The organism is Microbispora hainanensis (genome assembly GCF_036186745.1).
In the GTDB taxonomy this organism is placed as follows: Bacteria; Actinomycetota; Actinomycetes; order Streptosporangiales; family Streptosporangiaceae; genus Microbispora.
Genome location: NZ_CP108086.1, coordinates 321,406 through 347,772, shown reverse-complemented (window position 1 = coordinate 347,772; position 26,367 = coordinate 321,406). Strand labels below are relative to the sequence as shown.

General features: G+C 72.0%; 21 protein-coding genes and 1 pseudogene. 9 read left to right on the top strand and 13 right to left on the bottom strand.

Annotated features, from left to right (window positions below; all coding sequences use genetic code 11):
* The first annotated feature begins 5 nt into the window (after positions 1-5).
* Positions 6-1,430 carry a PLP-dependent aminotransferase family protein gene (locus OHB01_RS01550; RefSeq protein ID WP_328854836.1) on the top strand — a complete coding sequence of 475 codons (1,425 nt, stop codon included), beginning with the start codon at positions 6-8 and terminating at the stop codon, positions 1,428-1,430.
* Here the strand turns inward: OHB01_RS01550 and OHB01_RS01545 are convergent.
* The 3 genes from OHB01_RS01545 to OHB01_RS01535 all read right to left on the bottom strand — a co-directional run bounded on the left by OHB01_RS01545 (position 1,408) and on the right by OHB01_RS01535 (position 5,863).
* On the bottom strand, positions 1,408-1,947 hold the full coding sequence (locus OHB01_RS01545; RefSeq protein WP_185949075.1) for a hypothetical protein: 540 nt from the start codon (positions 1,945-1,947) through the stop codon (positions 1,408-1,410). The two genes, OHB01_RS01550 and OHB01_RS01545, sit on opposite strands and share 23 nt — an antisense overlap.
* A gap of 197 nt (positions 1,948-2,144) precedes the next feature.
* Complete coding sequence (locus OHB01_RS01540) at positions 2,145-3,971, bottom strand: sigma-70 family RNA polymerase sigma factor (protein ID WP_328854835.1); 1,827 nt, start codon at positions 3,969-3,971, stop codon at positions 2,145-2,147.
* Between the two features lie 134 nt (positions 3,972-4,105).
* The gene (locus OHB01_RS01535) at positions 4,106-5,863 is read right to left on the bottom strand and encodes a substrate-binding and VWA domain-containing protein (RefSeq protein WP_142651069.1); all 1,758 of its coding nucleotides are present in this window, start codon (positions 5,861-5,863) and stop codon (positions 4,106-4,108) included.
* Between the two features lie 141 nt (positions 5,864-6,004).
* Here OHB01_RS01535 and OHB01_RS01530 point away from each other — a divergent pair, with 141 nt between their 5' ends.
* Positions 6,005-6,814: a TrmH family RNA methyltransferase gene (locus OHB01_RS01530; protein WP_142651068.1), complete on the top strand. Its 810-nt coding sequence runs from the start codon at positions 6,005-6,007 to the stop codon at positions 6,812-6,814.
* Here OHB01_RS01530 and OHB01_RS01525 read toward each other — a convergent pair.
* The 5 genes from OHB01_RS01525 to OHB01_RS01505 form a co-directional block, all read right to left on the bottom strand.
* A complete protein-coding gene (locus OHB01_RS01525) occupies positions 6,801-7,772 on the bottom strand; it encodes a D-alanyl-D-alanine carboxypeptidase family protein (RefSeq protein ID WP_328854834.1) in 972 nt (323 codons plus the stop codon). The two genes, OHB01_RS01530 and OHB01_RS01525, sit on opposite strands and share 14 nt — an antisense overlap.
* Complete coding sequence (locus OHB01_RS01520; RefSeq protein ID WP_142651066.1) at positions 7,765-8,301, bottom strand: DedA family protein; 537 nt, start codon at positions 8,299-8,301, stop codon at positions 7,765-7,767. The genes OHB01_RS01525 and OHB01_RS01520 overlap by 8 nt, the downstream gene beginning before the upstream one ends.
* A 205-nt stretch (positions 8,302-8,506) precedes the next feature.
* Positions 8,507-11,854: an AfsR/SARP family transcriptional regulator gene (locus tag OHB01_RS01515; protein WP_142651065.1), complete on the bottom strand. Its 3,348-nt coding sequence runs from the start codon at positions 11,852-11,854 to the stop codon at positions 8,507-8,509.
* A 170-nt stretch (positions 11,855-12,024) separates the two neighbouring features.
* On the bottom strand, positions 12,025-13,110 hold the full coding sequence (locus OHB01_RS01510) for a lysylphosphatidylglycerol synthase domain-containing protein (RefSeq protein ID WP_142651064.1): 1,086 nt from the start codon (positions 13,108-13,110) through the stop codon (positions 12,025-12,027).
* 89 nt (positions 13,111-13,199) lie between these two features.
* The gene (locus OHB01_RS01505; protein WP_142651063.1) at positions 13,200-14,009 is read right to left on the bottom strand and encodes a PIG-L deacetylase family protein; all 810 of its coding nucleotides are present in this window, start codon (positions 14,007-14,009) and stop codon (positions 13,200-13,202) included.
* A gap of 161 nt (positions 14,010-14,170) precedes the next feature.
* On the opposite strand from OHB01_RS01505, the gene OHB01_RS01500 reads away from it, so the two are divergent.
* The gene (locus OHB01_RS01500; protein ID WP_328854833.1) at positions 14,171-15,400 is read left to right on the top strand and encodes a glycosyltransferase family 4 protein; all 1,230 of its coding nucleotides are present in this window, start codon (positions 14,171-14,173) and stop codon (positions 15,398-15,400) included.
* 461 nt (positions 15,401-15,861) lie between these two features.
* Here OHB01_RS01500 and cysS read toward each other — a convergent pair whose 3' ends face one another.
* On the bottom strand, positions 15,862-17,217 hold the full coding sequence (gene cysS, locus OHB01_RS01495) for a cysteine--tRNA ligase (protein WP_147943584.1): 1,356 nt from the start codon (positions 17,215-17,217) through the stop codon (positions 15,862-15,864).
* 126 nt (positions 17,218-17,343) lie between these two features.
* Between cysS and OHB01_RS01490 the strand changes: the two genes are divergently transcribed.
* A complete protein-coding gene (locus OHB01_RS01490) occupies positions 17,344-18,087 on the top strand; it encodes a DUF427 domain-containing protein (RefSeq protein WP_142651060.1) in 744 nt (247 codons plus the stop codon).
* A 15-nt stretch (positions 18,088-18,102) separates the two neighbouring features.
* On the opposite strand, the gene OHB01_RS01485 is transcribed toward OHB01_RS01490, so the two are convergent.
* Positions 18,103-18,225, bottom strand: coding sequence for a hypothetical protein (locus OHB01_RS01485; protein ID WP_261985814.1), 123 nt, complete (start codon positions 18,223-18,225; stop codon positions 18,103-18,105).
* Positions 18,226-18,345: 120 nt separating this feature from the next.
* On the bottom strand, positions 18,346-18,633 hold the full coding sequence (locus OHB01_RS01480) for a hypothetical protein (protein WP_079315904.1): 288 nt from the start codon (positions 18,631-18,633) through the stop codon (positions 18,346-18,348).
* A 240-nt stretch (positions 18,634-18,873) separates the two neighbouring features.
* Between OHB01_RS01480 and OHB01_RS01475 the strand changes: the two genes are divergently transcribed.
* The 5 genes and pseudogenes from OHB01_RS01475 to OHB01_RS39800 all read left to right on the top strand — a co-directional run.
* Positions 18,874-20,337 carry an XRE family transcriptional regulator gene (locus tag OHB01_RS01475; RefSeq protein ID WP_142651059.1) on the top strand — a complete coding sequence of 488 codons (1,464 nt, stop codon included), beginning with the start codon at positions 18,874-18,876 and terminating at the stop codon, positions 20,335-20,337.
* A gap of 7 nt (positions 20,338-20,344) precedes the next feature.
* The gene (locus OHB01_RS01470) at positions 20,345-21,268 is read left to right on the top strand and encodes a phosphotransferase enzyme family protein (RefSeq protein WP_142651058.1); all 924 of its coding nucleotides are present in this window, start codon (positions 20,345-20,347) and stop codon (positions 21,266-21,268) included.
* Positions 21,269-21,481: 213 nt separating this feature from the next.
* The gene (locus OHB01_RS01465; RefSeq protein ID WP_079315906.1) at positions 21,482-21,685 is read left to right on the top strand and encodes a cold-shock protein; all 204 of its coding nucleotides are present in this window, start codon (positions 21,482-21,484) and stop codon (positions 21,683-21,685) included.
* A 137-nt stretch (positions 21,686-21,822) separates the two neighbouring features.
* Complete coding sequence (locus OHB01_RS01460) at positions 21,823-23,493, top strand: alpha-amylase family protein (RefSeq protein ID WP_261985813.1); 1,671 nt, start codon at positions 21,823-21,825, stop codon at positions 23,491-23,493.
* A gap of 72 nt (positions 23,494-23,565) precedes the next feature.
* Positions 23,566-24,057, top strand: a pseudogene (locus OHB01_RS39800) (DUF998 domain-containing protein); the annotation flags it as partial.
* Between the two features lie 87 nt (positions 24,058-24,144).
* On the opposite strand, the gene OHB01_RS01450 reads toward OHB01_RS39800, so the two are convergent.
* Positions 24,145-25,155, bottom strand: a complete 1,011-nt coding sequence (locus OHB01_RS01450; RefSeq protein ID WP_240971999.1) for a hypothetical protein — start codon at positions 25,153-25,155, stop codon at positions 24,145-24,147.
* A gap of 172 nt (positions 25,156-25,327) precedes the next feature.
* Entirely contained in the window at positions 25,328-26,305 is a 978-nt protein-coding gene (locus OHB01_RS01445) for a malate dehydrogenase (RefSeq protein WP_142651054.1), read from the bottom strand.
* Positions 26,306-26,367: the final 62 nt, after the last annotated feature.

Sequence of the window (26,367 nt, the reverse complement as noted above, 5' to 3'; positions counted from 1 at the left end):
CCACTTTGCGCGTGACCATAGACCTGCCGCTGGCCGTGGACCGCGAGTGCCCGGTGCCGCTCGCCGTCCAGGTGGCCGATCAGTTACGCGAGGCCATGCGCACCGGCCGGCTCAGGGCGGGGGAGCGGCTGCCGTCCACGCGGGCCCTCGCCGCCCTGCTCCGGGTCAGCAGGACCGTCGCGACCGACGCCTACCAGCAGTTGTACGCCGAGGGGTGGCTGGACGGGCGGCACGGCTCGGGCACCTACGTGGCCGACGAGGCGCTGCCGTACGAGAAGCCTGCCGAGAAACCGGCCGCCGAGAAGCCGGCCGAGAGGTCCGCCGAGAAGCCGGCCGAGGCCCGCCGGGCCGAGCGTCGCGAGCCGCCGCCCCCGGGGGTGGTGGACCTGCGGGCGGGACGGCCGTGGGTGTTCGGTTATGACACTGCGGCCTGGCGGCGGGCCTGGCGTTCGGCCGGCGAGCTCGCGCTGAACGCGTTCCCCGACCCCTACGGCCACCCGGAGCTGCGCGAGCTGCTGGCCGACCACCTGCGCAGGGCCAGGGCCGTGCCGGTGGGCGCGGGCAACGTCATGGTCACCAGGGGCACCGGCAACGGGCTCGACCTGATCGCGGCCACGCTGCTCGGACCGGGCACCCGGGCGGGCGTGGAGGAGCCCGGCTGGCGGGCCGCCCGGCGGATCTTCGCCTCCCGGGGCGCGGAGGTCGTGCCCTGCCCGGTGGACGAGCAGGGCGTGATCGTCGAGGCGCTCCCCGACGACCTGCGGGTGCTCTACACGACGCCCGCACACCAGTTCCCACTCGGCGGCAGGCTGCCGATCCCGCGCAGGGAGAAGCTGCTCGCCTGGGCGCGCAGGACCGGCGCGATCGTCGTCGAGGACGACTACGACGCCGAGTTCCGCTACGACGTCGCGCCGCTGCCCGCGCTCTACGGGCTCGACCCCGGGCGGGTGGTGCTGCTCGGCACGCTGTCGAAGTCGCTCGGTCCCGACGTCGGGCTCGGCTGGCTGGTCGCCCCCGCCGGCCTGCTCGACGCCGTGGCCGAGCGCAGGACGCAGCTCGCCGACCGCACGTCGGGGCCGGTCCAGCGGGCCGTGACGACCCTGCTGGAACGCGGTGACCTCGACCGGCACCTGCGCAGGATGCGGCTGGAGTACGCCCGCAGGAGGGAGACCATCGTCGAGGTGCTCGGGCCGTACGTGCGAGGCGACACGGCCGGGCTCCACGTCATGGTCCCCCTGCCCGCCGAAGTGGTCCCCGGCCTGGTGCGGCGGGCCGGGGAACGCGGCGTGCTCCTGGACACGGCCGAACCCCACCACATCGGGCCGCCTCGGGTGCACGGCCTCGTGCTGGGCTACGGCTCGGCGTCCCGGGCCGACGTACGGCGCGGGTGCATGGTGATCAGGGAGCTCATACCTCCTGCAGAAGCCTGAGCTCGCTTCGGGGCACGGGGACCTCCAGGTTGGGCGCCTCCTCGCCGATGATGCGGGCGATGTCGATCGATCCCGGGTCGCCTTCCCTTGTGCCGGGCACCTGGGAGTGGCCGAAGTGGCCGCCCCGTGCCCACAGCCGTTTGCTGCGTTCGGCGGTCAGGGAGTGCGGATAGGGCAGTGGAGGGCCGGCCGGCCATCGGCGCGGCACCTCCCACGAGTCGAGCCAGGCCAGGATGTCGTCCAGGCCGTCGAGTTTGGTGTCGGTGAACGGTTCCCTCGCCGAGCCGATGACTTGGATCTGCACGCAGATCCGTCCGTTCCTGCCGCGGTCCGCGGCGAGCCCGCCGCCCGCCCTGGTGGGCGGGAGCAACTGGACGATCTCTCCGGTCACCGGATTCCACACCAGGTGGGAGGGCCGGTGGAGCTGGACCAGCCGCTGGGCGACGGACCTGGCGGAGACCCCTTGGGGGTCGGCGGGCCAGATGAACCAGACGGTCCTCGGGGCTCCTCCGAGCATTGATCCGGAGTCCCCGGGGGAGGGAAGTCGGCTTGCGCCGGGCAGCCATGCTTGGGCCACAATGCCCCCTCAAATCCTCGGTCGCGTCGTTTTTCCCCTTTCAAACTTCCGCTGACACCTCGCGAATCCTGATTGTTACTGGCGAGTGCCAAAGTTCCAACAAGGGTGTAACAAATGGTGATTGTGTGGCGGATGCGTCAGGTAGAGGGCGTGGCGGCGGCCTCGCCGGCCGCGGACGGGCCGTCACCCGTCTCGCCGGACCCGCCGGACTCGCCCGGCTCATCCGGTGGCTGGGAGGAGGAGCCGCCGCCGGGGGGACGCGTGGGGCGGGTGGGGGCCGTCGTGGGCTCGGAGCTCCGGTCGGGCAGCGGGTCGGTGTCACCGTTCCCCTCCCGGCCGTCCCAGGTCATCCGGCACGAGGGCCGGCCGGCCGAGGACGTGAAGGTCACGATCCCTTTGCCCGCGACGCCCGGATCGACGACGGAGAGCGTGACCCGGCCGCTCGCGCCCGCGCGGAGCCTGCCGTGCCGGGGTGAGACCGTGATCCCGCCCGAGGCGACGGCCGTCCACTCGATCACGGCGTTGCGGGCGGCCAGCGTGATCGACGCGCCCGTGGCCGTGCCCAGGTCTCCGGGGCACAGCGCCGTCAGTGCCGGCTCGGGCGTACGCCGCGTGGAGGGGGAAGACGGCCGCGACCGCCCCGAGGGTGCGGTGTGGGGTGGGGCGGTCGCGGCCGATTGGGGGGAGTCGTTCGGTGGGGGTGTCTCGTCTCCGGGGGCGGCGGGCGTCGCCTCCGGCGGGCCGTTCCCCTCCCGGCCCAGCACGGGCTCTTCGGACGCTTCGGGCTCCTCGGGCTGTCCCGGGTCCTGCGGGGCCGCCGTCGGGGAGACGCGTATCGCTTCGAGCCGCTCGGCCGGGGCCTGACCGGAGACCAGCGCGAGCCCGCCGGCCGCGCCGAACACGCAGACGGCGGCGAACATGACGGGGGCGGTCCGCAGCGGGCGGGAGCGGACCCGTCTGCGCTCGTTCCGCCCGGGTTCTGTTCGCGCGTGCCCTGTTTGGGGGTGCCCTGTTTGGGGGTGCCCTGTTTGGGGGTGCTCTGTTTGGGGGTGCCCTGTTCGGGAGTGTGCTGTGTGCGCGGGTTCTGTGCGCCGGTGTTCCGCCCGCCTGCCGGTGGTCGCGGGGAAACCGCGCTGGTCGAACGCGGCGGTGGCGACGTCGTCACGCCGGTCGGCGTGGAGCGCCGATTCGATCACCCGGCGGCGCAGCGACAGCGGCGGGAAGGCGACGGGGATCATGTCGAGCAGCCGCCCGGCCGACACGTGCCTGCCCCGGCCCTCGCGGCAGATCTCACAGCCCGCGATGTGCTTGCTCAGCCGCTTGCGCAGCGGAGCGGCGAGAGGGCCGTCCTGCCAGGCGGCGCCCACGCCGTGGTCGACCAGGGCCGACAGCTCCGGGCAGTGCGCCCGGCCGACCCTGGCCAGCACGAGGGCCGCGGCGGCGTTCTCCAGGTGGTCGCGGGCCCGGGTGAGCCGCGCCGACACCTGCCGGGAGGAGAGCCCGAGAACCGACCCGACCTCGGCCGCCGTCAGGCCGTGCCGTACGGCGAGCTGGAGCACCTCGCGCTCATGGTCGGCGATCTCCCCGAGCGCCTCCCGCACCAGCGCGGCGAGCGGCGGGTCCGCGGACTCCGTCATCTCCATGACGGGCCCGGTGACCTGCGCCGCGCCCTTCCGGGTAGAACGGGTGGCGCTGTGGAACCGGGTCAGCGCGTACAGCCACGCCCGCAGCCGGGCCGGCTCCTTCAACCGGCCGGCGCAGCAGGACGCCGCCACGAGCGCGTCGTGCACCGCGCGCTCGGCCGTGTCGAGGTCGCGCACCAGCTCGTACGCGTAGTCGCTCAGCCGGTCGGCGTAGGCGTCGTACAGCGCGGCCGTGGCCTGGGCGTCCGCGCCGCCCCCGCGGCGCAGCGCCTCCAGCAGTCGGTGGTCGTCGGCTCGCCCGACGCCGGGCCATTCGGGCAACGAACATTCCTCCCCGTGTGACGGAACCTGGTCTCGCCGGTCCCCACACGAGTGGGACGCCGTCCCCTCTGGCGTCGTTTACGGGTCGCGGGGCCATGCCCAACGGGTATGACCTGCGAAAACAGCGACTGCTGTTACTGGAGTCTGCGGGCGATCCCCTTGAGGAAGATGTTCCGGATCTCCAGGATCGTCTGCGGGAAGTAGGCCGCGCCGCCGGTCGCCTTGGCGATGGAGGTCATCTGCGTGCGGTCCTCGTCCTTCTGGGTGTTGAACGAGATGATCAGGATGCTCACCGGCCGCTTGGGGTCGTAGGCGTCCTTCAGCTTGCGCAGGATCTCGGTGTTGGAGATGCCGCCGTTCGGGTCGTCGTTTCCGACGCCGTCGGTGAACAGCAGGATCGTGTTCACCTTGTCGGGCTCGTACTCCTTGGTCATCTTCTGGTACGCGGCCCACAGGGTGTCGTTCAGGCCGGTGTTGCCCGTGGGGATGGCCTTCGCCTGGCGCAGGGCCTTCATGATCACGTCGCGGCGGGTCACCCCGTTGATCTGCTGGGCCAGCGGCCCGATCTGCACGACGGGCTTCCAGTCGACGCCCGGGCCGCGGAGGTTGTCGGAGAAGGCCCAGATGCCGATCTCGGCCTTGTCGGGGAACAGCTTCAGGCCCTCGACGGTGAGGTCGGTGATCGCGCGCATCCGGCTGACGCCGCTCTTGTCGGCGGGCAGCGCCATGGTCCCGGAGATGTCGATGAGGGCGAGCAGCCGGGTGCCGAGCTTGATCTGCTGCCACGCCTGCGCGAGGCGGGTGACGGTCGCGGAGTCGGGCAGCGGGATCGCGGCCGGCTTCTTCGCGCTGACGCCGTTGTCGGGCTTCAGCAGGCTGCCGCCCTTGCCGTCCGGTGCACGGAAGCCGAAGTCCTGCACGGTCTTCCTGCCGCTGGGCGAGGTCACCTCGGTCGCGAGGGCCTGCGCGGCCTTGCGCGTCGCGGCGTCCTTCGTCGTGACGATGATCGGGTAGTCGAGGCTGATCGTGCCCTCGGCCGGATAGAGCGCGACCGCCGGGTTCGATGGGGTCGTCGTCGTGTTGTAGGACCACACGGCCTGCTCGGACGTCACGCCGACGGGGATGCGGGCCGCGGCCTTGGTCAGCGTGGCGAACATGCTGTCGGGGGTCGAGACGGTGGACTCCGACAACTGGCGCAGCACGCCGACGAGCGTCTCCTCGCTGCCGCCTCCCTGCTTGAGCACGGCGGCCCCGGCCAGCAGCGCGCCGAGACCGGCGGCGTTCTGCGTGGGGTCGAGCGCGAGCACGCGCACCTTCCGCGCCAGGCCGTCGGGGTTGGCGGCGTTGGCCGCGCTCATCAGGCCGGTCCAGCTCGGGCTGAAGGCCGACTGGAGCTTGTCCGCGCCGGTCTTGGACGCGGCCAGCACGACGGGGGTGCTCGCGGCGTACCCGGCGGGTTCGGGCGCGTTCTTGACGCCGCTCAGCCACAGGCTGGAGTCGGGGATCCACAGGTCGGGGTCGATCTTGCCGTTGGTGGGACCGGTGCCCGCCATCGCGTTGGCGACGTCGGACGAGTCGGCGGCCTTGACCGTGACGGCGACGCACCTGCCGTCGACGGTCCTGCCCGACTTGCCGAACTTCGTGGCGATCTTCTGGACGGCGGGCTCGATGTCGGGCGCGGCGACGACCGAGAGTTCGACCTTCTCTCCGGCGCAGCCCGGGCTCTTGTTCACCACCACGTAGGCGGCGACGCCGAGGAGGACGGCGAGGGCGACCGCTCCGGCCAGCGGGACGAACACCGTCCCCCGCCCGGCGCGCCGCCGTGGCGGCGGGGGCTCGTACCGGGGGTCGAAGCCGCCATCGAGTTCGTCTGTGCGGTGTCGTCCGCCCACGGTGCTCTCTCCGGATATCGACGGGCCGTAACAGGTTTACGGAACGATACTGGCAAAAGGCATATCTTGTGCCAGGGTGCACAGACTGGGTGTACGGAGCGGGTGTGCGGGAGCGTTCGGCCTGGCCGTACGCTGAGGGCCGTGGTCATCCCGGTGGAGGACGCGGCGGATCCGCGCCTGTCGGACTACGTCCGGCTGCGCGACGTCGATCTGCGCAAGAGCGTCGAGAGCGAGCGCGGGCTGTTCGTCGCCGAGGGCGAGAAGGTCATCAGGCGGGCGATCGGCGCGGGCCACCCGGTGCGTTCCGTGCTGACCACGGCCAAGTGGCTCGACGCGCTGGCCGACGTCGTCGGCGACGCCACCGTCTATGTGGTCTCCGACCGGGTGATGGAGGGCATCACCGGCTTCCAGGTGCATCGCGGCGCGCTCGCCGCGATGGAGCGCACCCCGCTTCCCTCGGTCGGCGAGCTCCTCGCGGACGCGGGGGCGAGGATCCTCGTGCTGGAGGACCTGGTCGACCACGGCAACGTGGGGGCGATCTTCCGCTGCGCGGCGGCGCTCGGCGTCGGCGGGATCGTGCTGTCGCCGCGCTGCGCCGACCCCCTCTATCGCCGCGCCGTCAAGGTGTCGATGGGGGCGGTGTTCGCCATCCCGTACGCCCGGATGACCGACTGGCACGGCGGCCTGGCGGAGCTCAGGGCGGCCGGTTTCCGCCTGCTCGCGCTCACGCCCGACCAGTCGGCCGTGCCGCTGGACAAGGCCCCGCTGTCCGGCCGGGTCGCGCTGATGCTCGGCTCGGAAGGCGACGGGCTGTCGTCCCACTGGCTGCACGAGGCCGACGAGCCCGTCTGCATCCCGATGAGCGCACGGGCGATGGACCTCGGCGTCGACTCCCTGAACGTGGTGGCCGCCGCGGCCATCGCCTGCCACGGCCTGCTCAGGAGAGAATGACCCCGGCCCCTTCCATGACCTCTCCGCCAGGCCCTCCCGCGGCCCCTCCGCCAGCCCCTTCAGCGACCCCTTCGGCAGCCCAGTCGAGCAGCCTGCGCGCCGTCGCGAACCTGGCCCTGTCGCTGCGCTCGCCCAGCACGACCCCGACGTACGTGCGCCCGTCGCGGACGGCGGCGAACGACAGGCAGTAGCCGGCCTGGTTGGTGAAGCCGGTCTTCAGCCCCACCGCGCCGTCGCGCAGCAGGTCGTTGGTGTTGCGCCACACGTGCGCCCGGTGGTGGGCCGACTTCCCGACCACCCGCTTGGGCGTCTTGGCGACGGTCGCGATCACGGGGTCGCGCAGCACCGCGGCGGCCAGCGTCGCCTGGTCGCGGGCGGTGGAGTACGCCTTCGAGGGCAGCCCGTCGGGGTTGGCGTAGCGGGTGTCGCGCAGCCCGAGACGCCGGGCCGCGGCGTTCATCTTGGCGACGAACTTCGCCGTCCCCGGGCCGTACTTCTCGGCCAGGGCGTGCGCGGCGTCGGCTCCCGAGGGGAGCATGAGCCCGTAGAGCAGGTCGCGCACGGTGAGCCGCTCGCCCGCCCGCAGGCCCGCCGTCGTGGCCCCGCCGGCCACCGCGTGCCGTACGTCGGCCTGCTTGATGGTCACCACATCGTCGAGGCGGGCCTGCCGCCGCACCACGTAGGCGGTCATGACCTTGGTCAGGCTCGCTATCGGCACCCGGCGCGTCTCGCGCTTGGCGAACTGGACCGTTCCGTGCGCTCCATGCGCTCCGTCCGTGATGTCCACCAGGTAGGCCTCCCTGGCGGTGACCGACGGCTTCTCCGCGGCCTGAGCGGGCCCTGCCTGAGCGGGCCCTGCCTGAGCGGGCCCTGCCTGAGCGGGCGCCGCCGTGAGCCCTGTCGCGGCCCCCGCCGTGACGAGGGCGGCGGCCAGCGCGATGAGTACCCCGTTACGCATCCCGACATGATCGCACGGCCTCGGGCGCGGCGGGCGCGTCCCCGCCGCGGCCCCTCCTCCTGCGGCGCCGTACGAGGAGGGCGACGGCCACGGCGATGACGGCGACGACGGCGGCGGCCAGCACGGGGGAGCGGGCCGCCAGCGACAGCCAGGCCCACAGGAGCGAATAGAGGCCGAAGGAGGTCACCGGCACCCAGGTCAGGCAGCCGAGCGCGCTGGCCGTCACATACCAGCGGTAGTCCACCCGAAGAGCCCCCGCGACCCACGGCAGCGTGTGCCGCAGGCCGGGCACCCAGAAGCAGCCGTAGACGGCGAGCGCGCCCCACCGGCGCACGACGTTCTCCACGCGTTCGATCCGCTCCCGGCCGATCCTGCGGCCCACCCGGGAGCGGTAGAGCGCCTCGCCGAGCCGGCGGCCGACCCAGTAGTACACCTGGAACGCGCCGAAAAGGGCGACCGCGCCGACCGCGACGACCAGCCACAGAGGAAGGCCGAACACGGAGGCGGCCGTGGGGTCAGGGATCCTCACGTGCTCTCACCGCCGGTCATGGGGGCAGTCATCAGGCCAGCCTCACCTTAGCGTCCCGGCTCGCGCCGATTGCAAGCGAATGTCAACCGGCGATCAATTCGTCCTATGTACACCTGAGGGCACGAGAGGCGACGGGTTCGTGATGCGACAGGGGCCTTTGCGAACTCCGCCCCTCTGCTCCCTGCCCGCCCGCTCGCCCGCCCGCTCACCTGTTCGCGAGCGCCCCGCGGGCCTCGGCGACCCAGCGGGGCACGCCCACCCGCTCGGCCACGGCCAGCGCCTTCTCGTAGTGGTCGCGGGCCGGCAGGCCGAGCCGTACGGCGAGGTCGCCGAGCGTCTTCGCCACCGGCCACAGGGCGACCACACCGGTGCCGGCCCCGGCGATGCGGTCGCGGAACGGCGCGAGCTTCTCGTACGCCTCCCGCATCCGGCCCTCGTCGTCCAGCAGCATCCCGGCGAGGGCCCGCCAGATGAGCGCGAGCTCGTAGAGGAAGTCGGTGCGGACCGGTTCCCGGCTCGCGGCCACCACCTGTGCGTCCCTGATGTGCCCGGCCGAGGCGAGCGCCACGGCGTAGGCGTCGAGCGTCCACTTCGCGCCGCGCTGGTGCGCCTCGCCCAGCGGCTCGGCCATCTCGGCGGCCCGCCCGTCCACCAGGTGGAGGCAGAACGTGGCGATCAGCGGCAGGTCCTGGCGGCCTTCGAGCATGCCGGCCCGCGCGGTCAGCCGCGCCGCGTTGCGGTAGGCCCGCTCGGCCCCGGCGTAGTCACCGGTGATCATCAGCCGCTGCCCGGCGTACCACGCGCCGACCGCCGCCGGGGCGGGCAGGGCGTACTGCCGCCCGAGGCGCTCGGCCTGCGCGAGGTGCTCGTCGGCCTCGGCGAAGTCGCCCCGGGCCGCCGCGCACTCCAGCAACACGAGGTGCGCCAGCGTCTGCACCGCGATCTGGCCCGACTCGGCCCCGACCCGCAGCAGCTCACGGCCGATGGTCTCGCGCTCGTCCACCTGCGTCAGCGTGTAGGACTGCCGCAGCCGCCCGCTCAGCGCCATCGCCAGCAGCGCGGGGTCGCCGCTCGACCTGGCCAGCTCCTCGGCCTCCAGCGACGCCTGGTAGCCGCGCTCGGTGGCCGATCCCTCCAGCTCCAGGGCCAGCGTCGCGAGCAGGCTGGCCCGCAGCGACTGCTCGCCCTCCGGCAGCTCGACGAGCGCCTTCTCGGTGACGTCGACGATCTCCCAGGCCGTACGGGTGAAGTCGCGGGCGATGCCCTTGTGCGGCACCGCGAGCGCCGCCGCGACCCGGGCGGTCAGCTCCAGATCGCCGAGGGGCAGCGCGACCGACATCGCCTCACCCCGATGCGCACGGGCGGCGGTCATGTCCCCGCACAGCGCCAGCGCCCTGATCAGCCGCAGCTGCAGCTCCAGCCGGTCACGCGCCGGTCCCCGGCCCGCGTGAGCACGGTCGAAGGCGGCGATGGCCTGCTGCCAGAGCGTCGCGGCCTCCCGGTGGGCGAACCTGCGCTCGGCCTGCTCGGCCGCCAGACCGGCATACCGTACGGCCTTCGCGGCCGTCTCCACCGTGCCCGCCGCGTCGTAGTGGTGGGCCAGCGCCGCCACGTCGTTCGGGCTGCGCTGCTCGATCACCGAGGCGACCGCGGCGTGCAGCCGCGAACGGCGCAGCCGGGAGGCGTCCGAATAGATCGTGTCCCTGACCAGGTCGTGGTCGAACCTGAGCAGGCCGGGGCCCGGCTCGGTCACCAGCCCGGCGAGCAGGGCCGCCTCGACCGCGTCCACCACGGCGTCCTCGTCGCCCGAGACGTCGACCAGGACGTCCACGTCCACGTCGCGGCCGATCACGGCGGCCTGCAGCAACACCTGCTGGGCCCGCTCGGGCAGCCGGGCGATCCGCCGCCGCAGCACGTCGCGCACGCCCGACGGCACCTCGGAGATGTCGGCCTCGGCCTCGAACAGCCGGGCCGTCTCCTTGACGAAGAACGGGTTGCCCCCGGCCCGCTCGACGATCGTGCTGACGACCTCGTCGTCCACCTCGTGCACGCAGGTCGCCCGCACGAGCTCCGCGACCGCGGCGTCGTCGAGGCCGCCGAGCCCGACGCGTACGGGATCGAGCCGGGCCAGCGCGGCCAGCACGTCCTGCTGCTGGTCGTTCAGCTCGCCGTCGCGGCAGGTCACCACGACGAGCACGCGGCTGGCCGCGAGCAGGCTGGGCAGCGCGCGCAGCAGCGCGAGCGTCTGGTCGTCGGCCCAGTGCAGGTCTTCCAGGAGGATCAGCAGCGGGGCCTCGCGCGCCACGGCCGACAGGTAGCCGCCGACGGCCCGGTGCAGCCGGAAACTGCCCGCCGCCTCGTCGTCGGCGATGTCGGGGGCGGTGTCGTCGAGCAGCGGCGCCAGCAGCGCGGCGTACTCGCCCGCGCCCCTGCGCGCGACCAGGCCGCGCAGCACCTCGACCCAGGCCCAGCCGGGCGGGGTCGCCGTGCTGTCAGGGCAGCCTCCGGTCGCCCCGATCCAGCCGTCGCCCTCCAGGCGTTCGAACAGCCGCCGCACCAGCGTCGTCTTTCCCGCACCGGGGTCGCCGCTGACCACCGCGACGGTGAACCGGCCAGCCTGGGCGCGGGGCGCGGCGGCGGTGAGCGCGGCCAGCTCGGCGTCACGGCCCACGAACGGCTCGGGCTCCAGCGGCGGGGCGTCGCCGGTGGCGACCGGCCGGGGCGGCCAGGTCGCGGAGATCTCCACGGGCCGCCGGGGCGCGGGAAGCACGAGGTCGAGCCCGGGGTCCTGCGACAGGATGTCCGACTCCAGCTTCCGCAGCGCCGGCCCGGGGTCGATGCCCAGCTCGTCGGACAGGATCGTGCGGGCCCGGCGCAGCGCGGCGAGCGCGTCGCCCTGCCGCCCGCACCGGTAGAGCCCGAGCGCGAGCAGCCGCCAGCCCTCCTCACGCAGGGGGTGCTGGGTGGTCAGCGCCTCGAGGTCGGGCACGGTCTCGGCGTGCAGGCCCATGCGCAGCCCGGCGTCGGCGTGCCGCTCCCTGGCCACCAGGCGCAGCTCGCTGAGCCGCGCCACCTCAGCCTCCGCCCAGGGCTGATCGGCGAAGTCCGAGTAAGGCGTGCCCTCCCACAGCGCGAGCGCGGTGTCGAGCCGTGCCCGGGCGGCCTGGGGGCTGTCGTCCATCCGCTCCCCGGCCGAGCGGACCATCGCCTCGAAGCGCAGCGCGTCCACCTGCTCCGGCGCGGCGCGCAGGGCGTATCCCGACGCGACGGTCACGAGCAGGCGGTTGGGCCCGCCGCGCGGCCGGTTGGGCTCCAGCACGCGGCGCAGCCGGGAGATGTAGACCTGTAACCCCGACTGGGCGCCCTTCGCGGCGTCGTCGTCCCACAGGTCGAACAGCAGGGTGTCGACGGGCACGACCTGGCCGCGCGCCACGAGCAGGCGGGCCAGCACCGCGCGCTGCCGCAGCCCGCCGAGATCGAGCTCGTGGGTGCCGTCGTGCGCCCCCACCGGTCCGAGGACCCGGAACGTCACCGGGCTCGTCGGGGGGCTCATCGGGCGTTCCTCCGCTCTCGCACGTCGTGCCTGCCGGCCGCCGCTCGTCGTCCTGTCTCAGGCGTCACCGTATGCGCGCCCGCGAAGGGGCACAAGGCATTCACCAACCCGGACACCCTCACCTTCTCGCCCCGCGAGTGTAGGAGATCGGCAGGGTGACCCGCAGTTGATCAGCGGACCCGGGTGGGGTCCGGGGAGACGGCCGGTTCCGCCTCGGCGGAGGCGGCGCGGGCCTCACGCCTGCGCAGCAGGGACCAGCCGCCGAGCGCCAGCCCGCCCCAGGGGATCTCGATGGTGTAGGTCCAGAATCCGAACAGCACGGCGGCCGCGGTGGCCCCGCCCGCGGGCTGGCCGAACGCCCCGATCAGCAGCGTCGCGACGCCCCCCTCCATGATCCCCGCTCCGCTCGGCGTGACGAGGGCGGTGGTGAGGACGCGGCTGAGCGCGAAGACGGCGACGGTCTCGGCCGGCCCCGGGTAGGAGCCCGTGGCGACCAGGCAGGCGGCCATGATCAGGCACTGCAACGCGAGGAAGGCGACCATCCCGAGCGACAGGCCCGCCCACCGGCTGTGGATGATCTCGGCCGTGTCCCTGCGCAGCCGTTCGATGGCCGCCGACGCCGCGTGCTCCGCCGGGCGGAACCGCCGGGGCGCGAGCCGTACGATCCCGTCGAGGACGCGGCCGAGGACGGCGGCGGCGCGGTCCCAGTAGAGCGCCGTGGCGACGACGGCGACGAGCACGAGGATCGAGACGGCCCCGACCCAGCCCGCCTTGGCGACCGTGGGATTGGTGGCCTTGCCCGCCATGAGCAGGCACACGATCCCCACGGCGGGCAGGATGAACCGGAACAGCGAGTTCCAGATGCCGGTGACCAGCGTGTAGACGACGATCGGCCGGTTGGCGAAGCCCCAGCCGCGGGTCATGCCGAACGTCAGGGCCACGCCCGCCGCGCCGCCGAACGGCAGCAGGTTGCTGACCGCGCTGCCCGCCGCATTGAGCGTGAGCGCCTGCATGTGCGTGAGCCCGGGCAGCGCGGAGGTCATCACGAACGTGTACGCGTACAGGCTCGCCAGCCACAGGATCGTCATCAGCGCGATCGTCTGCCAGCCGAGGCCGCCGAACTCGTGGCCGATCTCCGTCCAGCTCACGGTGGCGCCGGTCAGGGTGTGCACGATCTGCGGGAGATAGATCACCAGTGCTGTGGCCAGCCCGAGCGACACCACGGACAGCGCGATCTGCAGCCACTTCCTGTTCACCCGCGTACGCCCCCAAGTCCGGTTGCCGGTCCCCTCCAGTCTGCCGGTCCCCGGAGGTGCCGGGCTCCTCCTGGGGGAGGAGTAAGCCCTTAAGGGATGTGCGGGCCGCCGTCGAAGGGGTGCCGCAGGCGGGTGCCGCGGGGCAGGCCGCGGCGCACGTACCACTCGGTGCCGAAGACGAACCGGTAGGCGGGCCCGGGGATCTTCAGCATCGCGCCCAGCGTGCGGTCGCCGTCGCCGCCGGTGGCCTGGGTGGCGTGGGCCGCCATCGCCGCCCGCTTGGCCTTGGCGTACTTGCGCACGTTGACGCGGTGGGTGATCGCGTCGCGGGGCGAGTAGGCCCGTTCGAAGCTCCGCACGTCGATCGCCGGGTAGAACCGGGAGGCCAGCCGCACACCCTTGAGCAGGAGGTCGCGGTCGACCGTCGCCTCCAGCACGATGGGCGTCCCGGCGATCTCGGCGGCCCGGCTGCCGACCCGGTAGACCTGCACGTGGTCGGGGTGGCCGTAGCCGCCGGCCGGGTCGTAGATCGTGAGCAGGTCGGCCGTCTCCTCCTTGAGCACCGAGGCCAGCCGCTGCGCCGCCTCCTCGACGTCGGCGTCGATGAACGCGTTGTCCGGCCGGTCGTCGGCCACGCCGCCGTCGATCGCCAGGCCGGAGTCGCCGTAGCCGAGCAGCACGACCCGGGCGCAGCCCAGGGCCGCCGCCGAGCGGTGCAGCTCGTCCATGCGGGTCCTGCCGAGCTCCTCGCCGTGCGGGAGGTCGGCGAGGCCGCGCTCACCGGCCGTCGCGACGACGAGCACCACGCGGTGCCCCTCGTTGGCCAGCATTGCCATGGTCCCGGCGGTCAGCAGCGCCTCGTCGTCGGGATGGGCGTGGAAGAACACCGCCGTCCTCATCGCGCCCCACGGAACGTCGTCATCGCGTGCTCCACTCGTCTGCGCCGCCGGTTCCGCCCATGATCCCACGTGGCCCGGGTCGCGTGACGTCGCCCTCCCCCTGAGCAGTCCGAATAGGCACGCGGTTTGATGGGCGTGGCGGGCTCTGTCAGGCTGACCCGGTGAGGATTCTTCACGTCAGCGACTGCTATCTGCCGCGGCTCGGGGGGATCGAGGTGCAGGTCGCCGACCTCGTCAGGGCTCAGCGCGAGGCGGGCCACACGGTCGAGGTGGTGACGGCGACGCCGGGGGAGCGGCTGCCGGGGGTGCACCGGGTGGTCGCGAACCTCCCGTTCGACCTGCCGGTCCATCCGCGCGGCACGGCCCACCTTCTCCGGATCATGAGGAGCGGCCGGTTCGACGTGGTACACGTCCACACGGGGGCCGTCTCGCCGTTCGCGTGGATGGGCGTGCAGGCGGCGGTCCGGGCCGGGCTGCCGGTGGTCGCGACCGTCCACAGCATGTGGGATCCGGTCACCCGCGGCGTCTACCGGGCGCTCCAGGCGGCCTTCGGGTGGCGGCGCTGGGGCCTGGTCCTCACCGCCGTCAGCGAGGCCGCCGCGCGGCCGATCCGCGCCGTGGCCGGGCCCCGCGTGCCCGTGCAGGTGGTGTCGAACGGCCTGGACGTGACCTCATGGCGGCCCGAGCCCGGCCCGTCACAGCCCGGCCCGGCGCAGTCCGGCCCGTCACAGTCGGGCACGTCACAGTCGGGCACGGCACAGTCGGGCACGGCACAGTCCGGCTCGGCACAGTCCGGCTCGGCTCGGCTCGGTTCCGTACGGGACGGTGTGCAGGACGCCGGGGACGCGGCGGTGCACGTGGTGGCGGTCGGCAGGCTGGCGCCGCGCAAGCAGCCGTTGCGCCTGCTCAAGCTGCTGGAGACGGCCCGCGACAGGGTGCCGAGGGACATCGCGATGCGCGCGACGATCGTGGGCGACGGACCGGCCCGCGGGCGCATGGAGCGCTACCTGCGGGCGCGCCGGATGAGCTGGGTGTCGCTGCCGGGCAGGTACAGCCGGGAGCAGATCAAGGACCTGCTGGCCGTGGCCGACGTGTTCGTGGCCCCGGCGCCGCGCGAGTCGTTCGGCCTGGCCGCGCTGGAGGCCCGCGCGGCCGGCGTGCCGGTGGTCGCGCGGGCGCAGAGCGGCGTGGCCGACTTCGTCAGGCCGGGCAAGGAGGGCCTGCTGGGCCGCACGTTCGACGACCTCGTCGCCTCGGTCGTACGGCTGGCCCGCGACTCCGCCCTGCGCCGGTCGATCGCCGAGCACAACAGGGAGACGGAGCCGGTCCGGTGCTCCTGGCCCGCCGTGCTCGAGGGCTTCGCCCACTGCTACGAGCTGGCCGGACGCTGATCCGGAGCCATCGGGGTTAGTAGGGGAGGACCCTTCCCGAGGGGGTGCGCAGGTCGATCGGGGCGGGAACTCTCGGCGGCCGCGGTCGCGGCACGATCTGCACCTTCTTCATCGGGGCCCTCCTTTCGGCGGTGTCCGTCAGCTGGTGCCTTCATGATTCCCATGAATCGGCCGAGATTATCCTCCGGTCGCCAGTTCTTGTTCTTGTAACATTCGCCGCCCGGTCATCCGCGCGCCGCGGACGGCCCGGCGGCGGCCCGCGCGCCGGCCGGGTCCCGCGCCGGGTCCGCGTCACGTGTGCGCCGTGTGTGTACTGGGTCCGCGTCGCGTGTGCGTCGCGTGTGCGCCGCGTGTGTGCTTGGGCCCGCGCCGACGCCGCGTCGGCTGTGTGCCGGCTCTGTGCCGGCTCTGTGCCGGCTCTGGGCCGACGCCGCACCGACGCCGCGCCGTGCGATCAAGATCTATCTGATAAGCGCGGCGTGCTCGATTTGGTGGCGTTTAGCGAGCGCCCTCTCGATGTGCTGCTCCATGATCCGCGCACGTTCGTGATCTCCCTGCCGGGCGCTGGCGGCGGCGAGATTACGGACCACCCGGAGTACGGCCCCCGCCACTTCCTGCAGATGCGTTTCCCGATGCCAGGTATCGCTGAGCGGATCGAGGCCGAGCACATTCAGCATGGCCCGCACCGATCGGCATTTCCCGGCCGCCCGTTCGCGATCTCCGGACGCCAGCGCGGCGTTGCCTTCGGCCACCGCGCCGTGGACGGCCGCGAGGGCCTGCGGCACGTTCAGGTCGTTGTCCATGGCCTCGCTGAACTGCGGGGGAAGGGGCGCGGCGGCGTCGGAGGCCACCCGCAGCACGAACCTCTCGATCCGCCGGTAGGCCGCCGCCGCCTCGTCCAGGGCGTCGGGGCTGAATTCCACGGGCGACCGGTAATGGGCCGCCGCCAGGTAATAACGGAGTTCGGCCGGCCGCACCCGGTCGAGCAGGGCGGGGACGGCCAGCGGGTTGCGCTGGTGTTTACGTATCTTCTCGCCCCGGTGCGTCACCGGCCCGTTGTGCAGCCAGAATCGCGCGAACGAGTCCCCTGCGGCCCGTGACTGCGCCATTTCGTTTTCATGGTGCGGAAATATGAGATTTGCCCCGCCGCCGTGGATGTCGAATTCCGTGCCCAGATATCTGCGGGCCATCGCGGAACACTCCAGATGCCACCCCGGGCGCCCCTCGCCCCAGGGCGAGTTCCACACCGGCTCGCCGGGTTTGGCGCTCTTCCACAACGCGAAATCGCGTGGATCGCGTTTTCCGTGCTCGTTCTCCTCGGTCGCCCGCAGATGCCTCGCCTGCTGCCGGGAAAGGGATCCGTAATGCGGGTAGGTGCCGACCGAGAAATAGACGTTGCCGTCGGACTCGTACGCGTGCCCGGAGGCGACCAGCTGCTCGACCATCTCGATCATCTCCGGGATGTGCCCCGTCGCCCGCGGCTCCACGCTGGGCGGAAGGCAGCCCAGGGCGGTGTAGGTGCGGACGAAGGCGCGGTGGACGGGATCGGTGATCCGCCACCAGGGAACCCCCTCGGAAATGGCCCTGTGGATTATCTTGTCCTCGATGTCGGTGACGTTCCGGCAGAGCAGGACCTCATATCCGCTGTTTTTCAGCCAGCGGTGCAGGATGTCGAAATTCACCTGCGATCTGAGTTGCCCCACGTGCGGCGGAACGACGACGGTGGGACCGCAGAGATAAATCGACACAGTTCCGGGAATTCGGGGGACGAAATCGCGGACGGCGCGGCGATGCGTATCGTATAGGCGAAGACCCACCTAGCCGAGGGTAAGCGACTTATCCGCTCGCTGTCGATAGCGCGGAGCGACCCCGCACCGCACACCGAGAAATGGCGATTGTGAGGCCGGGGAATAAGGACGATCCGCCCGCTGGTTGGTGCGGGCATGGAGCCGACGAAACGGGGCCGTGTCCGGGTGGAGACGACGGCCAAGCGCGTGCGCGTCTACGTCGAGGGCAGGGCGGTGGCCGACACCACCAGGGCCCTGCTGGTCTGGGAGGTTCCCTACTACCCGACGTACTACTTCCCGGCGGACGACGTCCGCATGGAGGAGCTGAAGGCCACCGGGGAGACGCGGCACTCGCCGAGCAGGGGCGACGCGGTGGTCCACGACGTGGCCGGCCGGGCGGGCGCCGCCCTCGTGTACGGGGACGACGCGCCGCTCGATCAGATCCGGGGCCACGTCCGCTTCGACTGGGACGCGATGGACAACTGGTTCGAGGAGGACGAGGAGGTCTTCGTCCACCCCCGCGACCCGTACACGCGGGTGGACATCCTGCCCAGCTCGCGCCACGTCCGGGTGGAGGTGGGCGGCGTGACCGTGGCCGACTCGCACAACCCGCGCATCCTGTTCGAGACCGGTCTGCCCCCGCGTTACTACCTGCCGAAGACCGATGTGCGGCTGGACCTGCTGCGCCCGTCCGAGACCGTGACGCACTGCCCGTACAAGGGCCGCGCGGTGTACTGGTCGGTCGGCGAGGAGGAGTCCGGCAGGGACCTCGTCTGGTCGTATCCCACGCCGCTCCCGGAGTCGCAGAAGATCGCCGGGCTCGTCGCCTTCTACGACGAGAAGGTGGACGTGTACGTCGACGGCGTTCTCCAGGACCGCCCGAAGTCGAAGTTCGCCTGACCGCCTCGCCACCGGTCAGCCGAGGTCCACCTCTCGTGGGAGGTCCTTGTGCCGGGGGAACTCGACGTCGTCGTCCCAGTCGGGGTCCGCGAGGAGGAAGCGGACGAAGCCGGGGGCGTCTTCGTGCCACTCGGTCACAGCGGTGCGCCTGTCCAGCCTGTCCGGCCTGTCCTGACGGAACTGTAGGCGGCCGGCAGGCGGCGGTGCGGGCGATCCGGTGCTGTGGTCCGGATGGCCCAGCGGCGGATCAGTGGCGGATCAGCGGCGGATGACGTGGAGGACGCTGGCGATGCGCTCGGCGGCGGTGACCACGTCGGAGGCGTGCCCGATCCGGCCGGCCCACGACAGCCAGTACCACCACTCGCCGTCGCTGGCGTTGGACGCGAGCACGTCCTCGGCCATCGTGGGCTCCATGGGGTTGATGACGCGCAGACGTGGATAGAGACCGGCCGGCGCCGTCAGGCGCACCTGGAAGGAGTGGGCCTCGAGCTGCGCGGCGAGCCGCTCCAGGTGGTCCATCGCCTCGCTGCGGTCTACCGTCGTCATGGTCAGCCTCCGGGAACGTCAGGACCTATCACCGGAAAGGGTGAACCCGCAACGACCCACCGGCAATCGCGCCGATTCGCCGAAACCGTGCAACAACCAGGGAATTCGCCCGGTTTCCGTGGAACACCCGCGGGTTCGGGAACACGAAGGGATAACAGTCCCGGGGGGTTGGGTGCCTGCGTGTTTACCTTGGGGAAACAACCGTAAACGGGGACCGCTTCACCAGTGGAGGGCGTGCACATGGCCCGCGGAGAGCACTCACCCGCTTGCGCGCGTCGTTGGCGCGAACAGGCACAGGCACGGCAGTGGACGCTGTGGCAGACCGTCCAGGCGATCCACGGATGCTGCGGCGTCAGCCTGCTGAAGGCGCACCGGCTCGGCCGCGGATGGTCGGCCCGGCAGGCGATCGAGGAGCTGGAGCAGCTCTGCGAGCAGCAGAACCTCGGCCACCCGCGAGCGAGCATCGACCTGCTGAACGCCTGGGAGAACAACCGGGCCCGCCCGCGCCCCCAGACCATCGACCTGCTGGCCCGGCTCTACCGGGCCAACGCCGTACGGCTCGGCCTGGCCGCCGACTACTGCGAGGACACGGGCGGGCAGAAGATCGTCGTGGTGGGGCCGGGCCAGACCGGTGAGCAGACCCGCGCCGAGGACCCGGCCGCCGACGACGCGGAGCGCCGGGCGATGTTCCACCAGGCGATGCTCATGGGCACGCCGAGCGGCCGGTTCTTCGCGGAGATCGAGAGCCTGCGCCACGACCTCGACCGCACGCTGGCCGCGGGCACGGTGAGCGAGGACCAGCTCGACCGGCTCGACGAGCAGGTGCTGCGCTACCGCAGGGAGTACATGACGACCCCGCCGACGCCGATGCTCTGCCGGGTCATGCTGGAGATCTCCGACGTGCGCCGGCTGAGCGCGGTCCGCCAGCCGTCGTCGGTGCAGCGCCGCCTGCTCACCGCGACCACGATGCTCACCCTGCTCGCCGCCGACGCGCTGATGAAGCTGGGCGACACCCGCCAGGCCCACGCCTGGTACGGCACCGCCCGCGCCGCCTCCGACGACGTGGGCGACCTGCGGCTGCGGGCGCTCGTGCGGGCCCAGCAGACGATGCTCCTCTACTACTACGGCGACCTGAACGAGACCGTGCGGCTGGCCCGCGAGGCGCGGACGCTGGCCGGCTCGGCCCCCAGCTCGCCCGCGGCGCTGGCGGCGGCGGCCGAGGCCCGCGCGCTGGCCAGGATGGGCGACGGCAAGGCCGCCAGGACCGCGCTCGCCGAGGCGGAGCAGATCTTCGCCCGCATGCGCGGCATCAGCCAGGACGACCTGGCCTTCGTCTTCACGGAAAAGCGGATGAAGTTCTACCGCACCGGCACCCTGATCGAGCTGGGGGACGCCCAGCAGGTGCAGGGCATCGACGGGTTCCCCCCGGGCTTCCAGACCATCGACCCGGCGCTGATCCTGCTCGACCAGGCGAGCCACCTGGCCAGGAACGGCGATCACGAGGAGGCGTGCAGGATCGCCGCGGACGCGCTGCGCCAGGTGCCCGCCGAGCACCGCACCTCGATCGTCGTCACCCGGGCCAGGGCCCTGCTGGCGGACGCCGACCCCGCGCTGCCCGCCGTACGGCGCCTGCGACGGGTGCTGGCGGAGTCGACGCCCACACTCGCCATGAGCGGGCTGTACCCGGCGGCCGAGGGTGCCTGAAACCGCGATGAGGACGATGGAGCCGGCACCGCTGGCCGAGGAGGCGTTCGGGGTCCTGCGCGAGGTCTGCGCGAGCATCGGGGTGGACGCGCGCGGGGCGCGGCTCCTGCGGCTGCGCAGCAACGCGGTCTTCAAACTGCAGGGGGACGTGGCGGGCGGGGAGCTGGTGGTGCGGATCGCGACCGCGCCGGACGCGCTGACCCGGCTGCCGGTGGTCGTGGCGGTCGCCCGCTGGCTCGCCGACCGGGGCTTCCCGACGGTGCGGCCCGCCGACGAGATCGCCGACCAGCCGATCGTGCACGACGGCCGGGCGGTCACCTTCTGGCGTTACGTCCCCTCCCGCGGCCGCCCGACGACCCGGCAGCTCGGCCGGGTGCTGCGCAGCCTGCACCGCGAGCCGCTGCCGCCGGTGGGGCTGCGGACGCTCACCGACCCGCTCGCCGAGGTGCGGCACGCGGTGGAGCACCGGGCCGAGGTGCTCACCGCCACCCAGCGGTCGTGGCTGAGCGACCGCATCGAGGAGCTCACCGGGCGCTGGCACGACCTCGACACCGGCTCGCCGGTGCTGCTGCACGGCGACGCCTGGATCGACAACCTGCTGCGCTGCCAGGACGGGCACGTGGTGCTGTGCGACTGGGACGGCGTGGCAGTCGGCCCGCGCCAGTGGGACCTGGTGCACACCTATCACGGGCAGCGCCGCTTCGGCCTGTCGGCGGCCGACGTGGACGAGTTCGCCCGCGCGTACGGCTCGGACCTGCGGCTGTGGCCCGGTTACAGCACGCTGATGGAGGTGCGGGACATGTACGCCGTGGGCATCCATATCCGGAACGCCTCCGGCGACCCGTTCTCCCGGCAGGAGCTGCCCCGGCGGCTCGACTCGCTCACGCGCGGTGACGGGCACGCGCGCTGGTACATGGCGGCACCGGCATAGCCTCGGGTAATCGCGGGTACTCTCCGTACAGGCTGCGAGTGTCGCAGTAGACAATTCCTGAAAACATGGTTTGTAAAAAGCGCACCCGGGTTACATCCGGCGGCGGATATGCGCGCACTTCCAGCGTCCCACGCGGGTCGCGCGACGAATCCGCTGTGCAGCCTCGTGTTCCTGACCTGGGAACATGGTGTGGCTTCCAAGAAGGAGAAGCAGTTGTCTGAAGGCACTGTCAAGTGGTTCAACGCCGAAAAGGGCTTCGGGTTCATCGCTCCGGACGACGGCACCGCTGACGTGTTCGTTCATTATTCGGCGATCAATTCGAACGGTTATCGGACGCTGGACCAGAACCAGAGAGTCAGCTACGTGACCGTTCAGGGAAACAAGGGACCGCAGGCCGAACAGGTCACGCCGCTCTGAAGACGTGACTCACGGTGACATCGCGGTCGTGACCGGCCGCGCCCGCGGTACCACGTCGGCCCGCGCCGCTGCGGCGGCGCGGGCCCGATGTTTTGCCGTTCCTTTGCCGGGCAGCGGCAACGGTCATGAGACTGAGCATGACCTCCGATCTGTGGTGGAAGAACGCGGTCGTCTACTGCCTCGACATCGAGACCTTCGCCGACGGCGACGGCGACGGGATCGGTGACTTCAGGGGGGCGATCCAGCGCATCGACCATCTGGACCGGATGGGTGTGACGTGCATCTGGCTCATGCCGTTCTTCCCGACGCCCGACAGGGACGACGGCTACGACATCACCGACTTCTACCGCGTCGATCCCCGCCTCGGCACGCTCGGCGACTTCGTCGAGTTCATGCGGGTGGCCAGGGATCGCGGCATGCGGGTCATCGCCGATCTCGTGGTCAACCACACCTCCGACCAGCATCCCTGGTTCAAGGACGCCCGCTCCGGCCGCGACTCCCGCTATCGGGACTGGTACATCTGGTCGGACAAGCCGGAGCCCGACGATCCCAAGGGCATCGTGTTCCCCGATCAGGAGGACAGCCTCTGGGAGTACGACGAGAAGACCGAGCAGTATTACTTCCACCGCTTCTACCGGTTCCAGCCCGACCTGAACACCACCAACCCCGAGGTGCGGGACGAGATCGCCCGGATCCTCGGCTTCTGGATGGAGCTGGGCCTGTCGGGCTTCCGGGTGGACGCCGTGCCGTTCCTCGTCGAGCAGGTCACCGACAGCGACGAGCTGCCCGACCCGCACGAGTTCTTCTCCTGCCTGCGGGCCTTCCTCAGCCGCCGCGACGGCAGCGCCATCCTCCTCGGCGAGGTCAACCTGCCGTACGACGACCTGGTGCGGTATTTCGGCAACGATCTCGGCGACGAGATCACCATGTGCTTCGACTTCATCACCATGCAGCGGAGCTACCTGTCGCTGGCCCGCCAGGACGCCGGTCCGCTGGCCGCGGCCCTGCGGGAGCGCCCCAAGGCGCCCAAGGACTCCCAGTGGGCGACGTTCGTCCGCAACCACGACGAGCTCACGCTCGACAAGCTGAGCGAGGCCGAGCGTGAGGAGGTCTTCGCGGCCTTCGGCCCGGACAAGGACATGCAGTTGTTCGGCCGGGGCCTGCGCCGGCGCGTGCCGACGATGCTGGGCGGCGACCTCGACCGGATCAAAATGGTCTACAGCCTGCTGTTCTCGCTGCCGGGCACCCCGGTGCTCTTCTACGGTGAGGAGATCGGCATGGGGGAGAACCTGGAGCTGGAGGGCCGCCAGGCCGTCCGCACGCCCATGCAGTGGACCCCGCACCGCAACGGCGGCTTCAGCGACGCCGATCCCTCGAAAGTGCGCATCCCCATGCCCGCCGGGGACTACGGCCCCGAGAAGGTCAACGTCAGCGCGCAGGAGCGCGACCCCGGCTCGCTGCTGTCGTGGATCACCCGGTTGATCCGGCACTACCGCGACTGCCCCGAGCTGGCCTGGGGCGAGTACGCGGTGCTGGACACCGGTGTTGACGCCGTGTTCGCCCACCGGGCCGATCGCGACGGCGAGACGGTCGTGGCCGTGCACAACCTCGGTGAGACCGAGGTCGAGGTGGAGATCACCCTGGACGGGCTCGGCTCGTCCACGGTGCTGACCGACCTGCTGGTGGACGGCACGGTGGAGATCTCCGGCGACGGCCGGGCCCGCTTCCCCATGGGCAGGTACGGCTGCCGCTGGTTCCGCGCCTCCACCCCCGAGACTGCCCCGGCCGATTCCGCCGACGTCTCCTAGGGGATCCCTCAGGGACGGCTCGGGTGGATCTCCGATGGGCCGGTGCCCTTCCCGCGGCCAGAGTGAAGAGCCATGGGAATGGTCTTGGGATACGCGCTGGTCGCGGCCGGCGCCACCGCGATGTTCGCGCTGCACCTGGTGGGAGGGCTCGACCCGCTCACGGCGACGATCAGCCAGTATTTCTACGCGCCGGACGGCTGGCTGTTACCCCTCTCGCTGACGTCGATCGCCGTGGGCTCGGCCGTGCTCGCCGTACGGCTCGACCGGCTGGGGCGGCTCGACCGGCGCGCAGCGCTGCTGGTGGGCCTGTGGAGCGCCTGCCTGCTGCTGGTGGCCGGGTTCCCGACCGATCCGCTGGGCGCGCCGCTGTCGCTCTCCGGCAACATCCACCGCTATGCGGCCTTCGTCGCCTTCGCCAGCCTGCCGGTGGCCGGGCTGCGCGTCGCCCGGGCCACCCGTTCGCGTCTGGTGCGTGTGCTGTGCGCCGTCGCGCTCGGCTCGCTGGTCCTCGTGGTCGTGCCGTACGTGTTCCGGATGCTGGGCCTCGACCCCGGGACGGTGCCGGCCGGGCTCACCCAGCGCCTCACCGTCGTGACCGAGATGGCGGCGCTGGTGGCCATGTCGATATCCGCGTCCCTGGCGGCGCCGAGGTCAGCCGCCGCAGCTCTGGTAGGTGTAGACGCCGGGCCGGACCTTGTATCGGTCGCGGACCCGGGTCGTGCCCGTCCGGGTGTCGATCGTGAGGACGGTCACCACGTCGCGGGCGCGCTCGTAATCGGAGACGTGGACGGTCACCTCGTGCTCGCCGGTCCAGTCGACGGTGTCGGGCGAAACGTCCTTCGGCAGCGCGATGGGCACGGAGCCTCCCGTCTGGTCGGTCCTGACGTCGTAGAAGCGCAGCGCGGCCTTCTTGCCGCTGCCGGTGACGAAGGCGACCGTGCGGCCGTCGGCGGCCAGCGCCCACGGGCCGTTGTTGGCCACGATCTGGGGTGGGACCGCGCCGGTCAGCTCGGCGCCCGTGAGGTCGTGGACGGACAGCCCGGTGGTGTTGGCGCCGGCGTCCCGCGGCAGGAGGACGGCCGAGCCGTCCGCGCTGAAGCCGGAGAACCCGTCCGACTTCGGGATCGTGCCGGTCGCGGCCGCCCGCGCGACGTCGAACAGGCGGCCGTGCGTCGCGCCGTGCTCGTCGGTGTAGAGGAGGGCCAGGCGGCCGCCGTCCTGGGACATGTCCAGCCAGACCGAGTCCATGCCGACGCCGCGCGGTAGCGGCGTCTTCGGCATCACGCGGACCCCCTTGAGGACCCCGCCGTGGAACTCGCGCACCACCAGGCGGTGATCGGACTTGCGGAAGTAGGCCACCGACTCGCCGTCGCCACTGACGGTGAGGGGCGCGCTGGTGCTCTTGTCGACCTTTCCCTTGGCGTCGATCGGCCACAGCATGGCGTCCTTGAGCGCGACCCGCCTGCCGTCGAGCAGGTCCAGCCGCCAGGTGTGACACGGCACCTCGGTGCCGTCCTTGATCCGGCAGGCGTCCACCGAGGCGTAGCGGATCGAGTGGTGCGTGGTCTGGGCCGTGGCGGGCGCGGCCGTCGTGAAGATCGTGAGCGTGGACAGGGCGAGGCCGGCCAGACCCGAGACGACCGGCAGGGCGGGGTGGCGCATGACTTCTCCTTTCTGGGAGGCCATGCAATTGGACCAGCCCCGGGCGTCGCCGGTTCGTCACATCTCTGTTGCGTACGCCTCGCCGTACCGGGTGACGGACCCCGGACGGCACGAAGGGGCGGGCCCGCGGCGGGCCCGCCCCTTCGTGCGCGGTCGTCAGACGAGGCGGTCGTCAGATGAGACCGAGAGCCCGTACGGCGTCGCGCTCCTCGACCAGCTCGTTCACCGAGGCGTCGATCCGCTCACGGGAGAACGGGTCGATGTCCAGGCCCTGGACGATCTCCCAGCGGCCGTTCCTGGACACCACGGGGAAGGACGAGATGAGGCCCTCGGGCACGCCGTAGGAGCCGTCGGACGGGATGGCCGCCGAGGTCCAGTCGCCCTCGGGCGTGCCGTTCACCCAGTCGTACACGTGGTCGATCGCCGCGTTCGCCGCGGACGCCGCCGAGGACGCGCCGCGCGCCTCGATGATGGCGGCGCCGCGCTTGGCGACGGTCGGGATGAAGGTGTCGCGCAGCCACTCCTGCTCGACCAGCTCGGCCGCGATCTTGCCGCCGACCTCGGCGTGGAAGAGGTCGGGGTACTGCGTCGCGGAGTGGTTGCCCCAGATCGTCATCTTCTTGATCTCGGTCACCGGCACGTTCAGCTTGGCCGCGAGCTGCGAGAGCGCGCGGTTGTGGTCGAGGCGGGTCATGGCGGTGAACCGCTCGGCCGGAACGTCCGGAGCCGCGGACTGCGCGATGAGCGCGTTGGTGTTGGCGGGGTTGCCCACCACGAGCACGCGGATGTCGTCGGCCGCGTGGTCGTTGATGGCCCTGCCCTGCGGGCCGAAGATGCCGCCGTTGGCCTCAAGGAGGTCGCCGCGCTCCATGCCCTTCGTACGCGGGCGGGCGCCGACGAGCAGCGCGATGTTGGCGCCGTCGAAGGCCTTGGCCGGGTCGTCGGAGATCTCGATGCCCCGCAGCAGCGGGAACGCGCAGTCTTCGAGCTCCATCGCGGTGCCCTCGGCCGCCTTGACGGCCTGCGGGATCTCCAGAAGGCTCAGCTTCACCGGAGTGTCCGCCCCGAGGAGCTGACCCGAGGCGACGCGGAAGAGCAGCGCGTAACCGATCTGGCCGGCCGCGCCGGTGACGGTCACTTTGACGGTCATGACGATCCCCATTCGCGATATGTGTGACTCACGGATGCTACCCGCCGGGCGGGTTCCTCCCG

What these genes read in the sequence shown, in the direction of transcription:
- OHB01_RS01445 (WP_142651054.1), bottom strand. Translation starts at nt 26,305, where the DNA reads ATGACCGTCAAAGTGACCGTCACCGGCGCGGCCGGCCAGATCGGTTAC.
- OHB01_RS01505 (WP_142651063.1), bottom strand. Translation starts at nt 14,009, where the DNA reads ATGAGGACGGCGGTGTTCTTCCACGCCCATCCCGACGACGAGGCGCTG.
- OHB01_RS01515 (WP_142651065.1), bottom strand. Translation starts at nt 11,854, where the DNA reads ATGAGCCCCCCGACGAGCCCGGTGACGTTCCGGGTCCTCGGACCGGTG.
- OHB01_RS01490 (WP_142651060.1), top strand. Translation starts at nt 17,344, where the DNA reads ATGGAGCCGACGAAACGGGGCCGTGTCCGGGTGGAGACGACGGCCAAG.
- OHB01_RS01450 (WP_240971999.1), bottom strand. Translation starts at nt 25,155, where the DNA reads ATGCGCCACCCCGCCCTGCCGGTCGTCTCGGGTCTGGCCGGCCTCGCC.
- OHB01_RS01475 (WP_142651059.1), top strand. Translation starts at nt 18,874, where the DNA reads ATGGCCCGCGGAGAGCACTCACCCGCTTGCGCGCGTCGTTGGCGCGAA.
- OHB01_RS01525 (WP_328854834.1), bottom strand. Translation starts at nt 7,772, where the DNA reads ATGCGTAACGGGGTACTCATCGCGCTGGCCGCCGCCCTCGTCACGGCG.
- OHB01_RS01460 (WP_261985813.1), top strand. Translation starts at nt 21,823, where the DNA reads ATGACCTCCGATCTGTGGTGGAAGAACGCGGTCGTCTACTGCCTCGAC.
- OHB01_RS01470 (WP_142651058.1), top strand. Translation starts at nt 20,345, where the DNA reads ATGAGGACGATGGAGCCGGCACCGCTGGCCGAGGAGGCGTTCGGGGTC.
- OHB01_RS01480 (WP_079315904.1), bottom strand. Translation starts at nt 18,633, where the DNA reads ATGACGACGGTAGACCGCAGCGAGGCGATGGACCACCTGGAGCGGCTC.
- OHB01_RS01545 (WP_185949075.1), bottom strand. Translation starts at nt 1,947, where the DNA reads ATGCTCGGAGGAGCCCCGAGGACCGTCTGGTTCATCTGGCCCGCCGAC.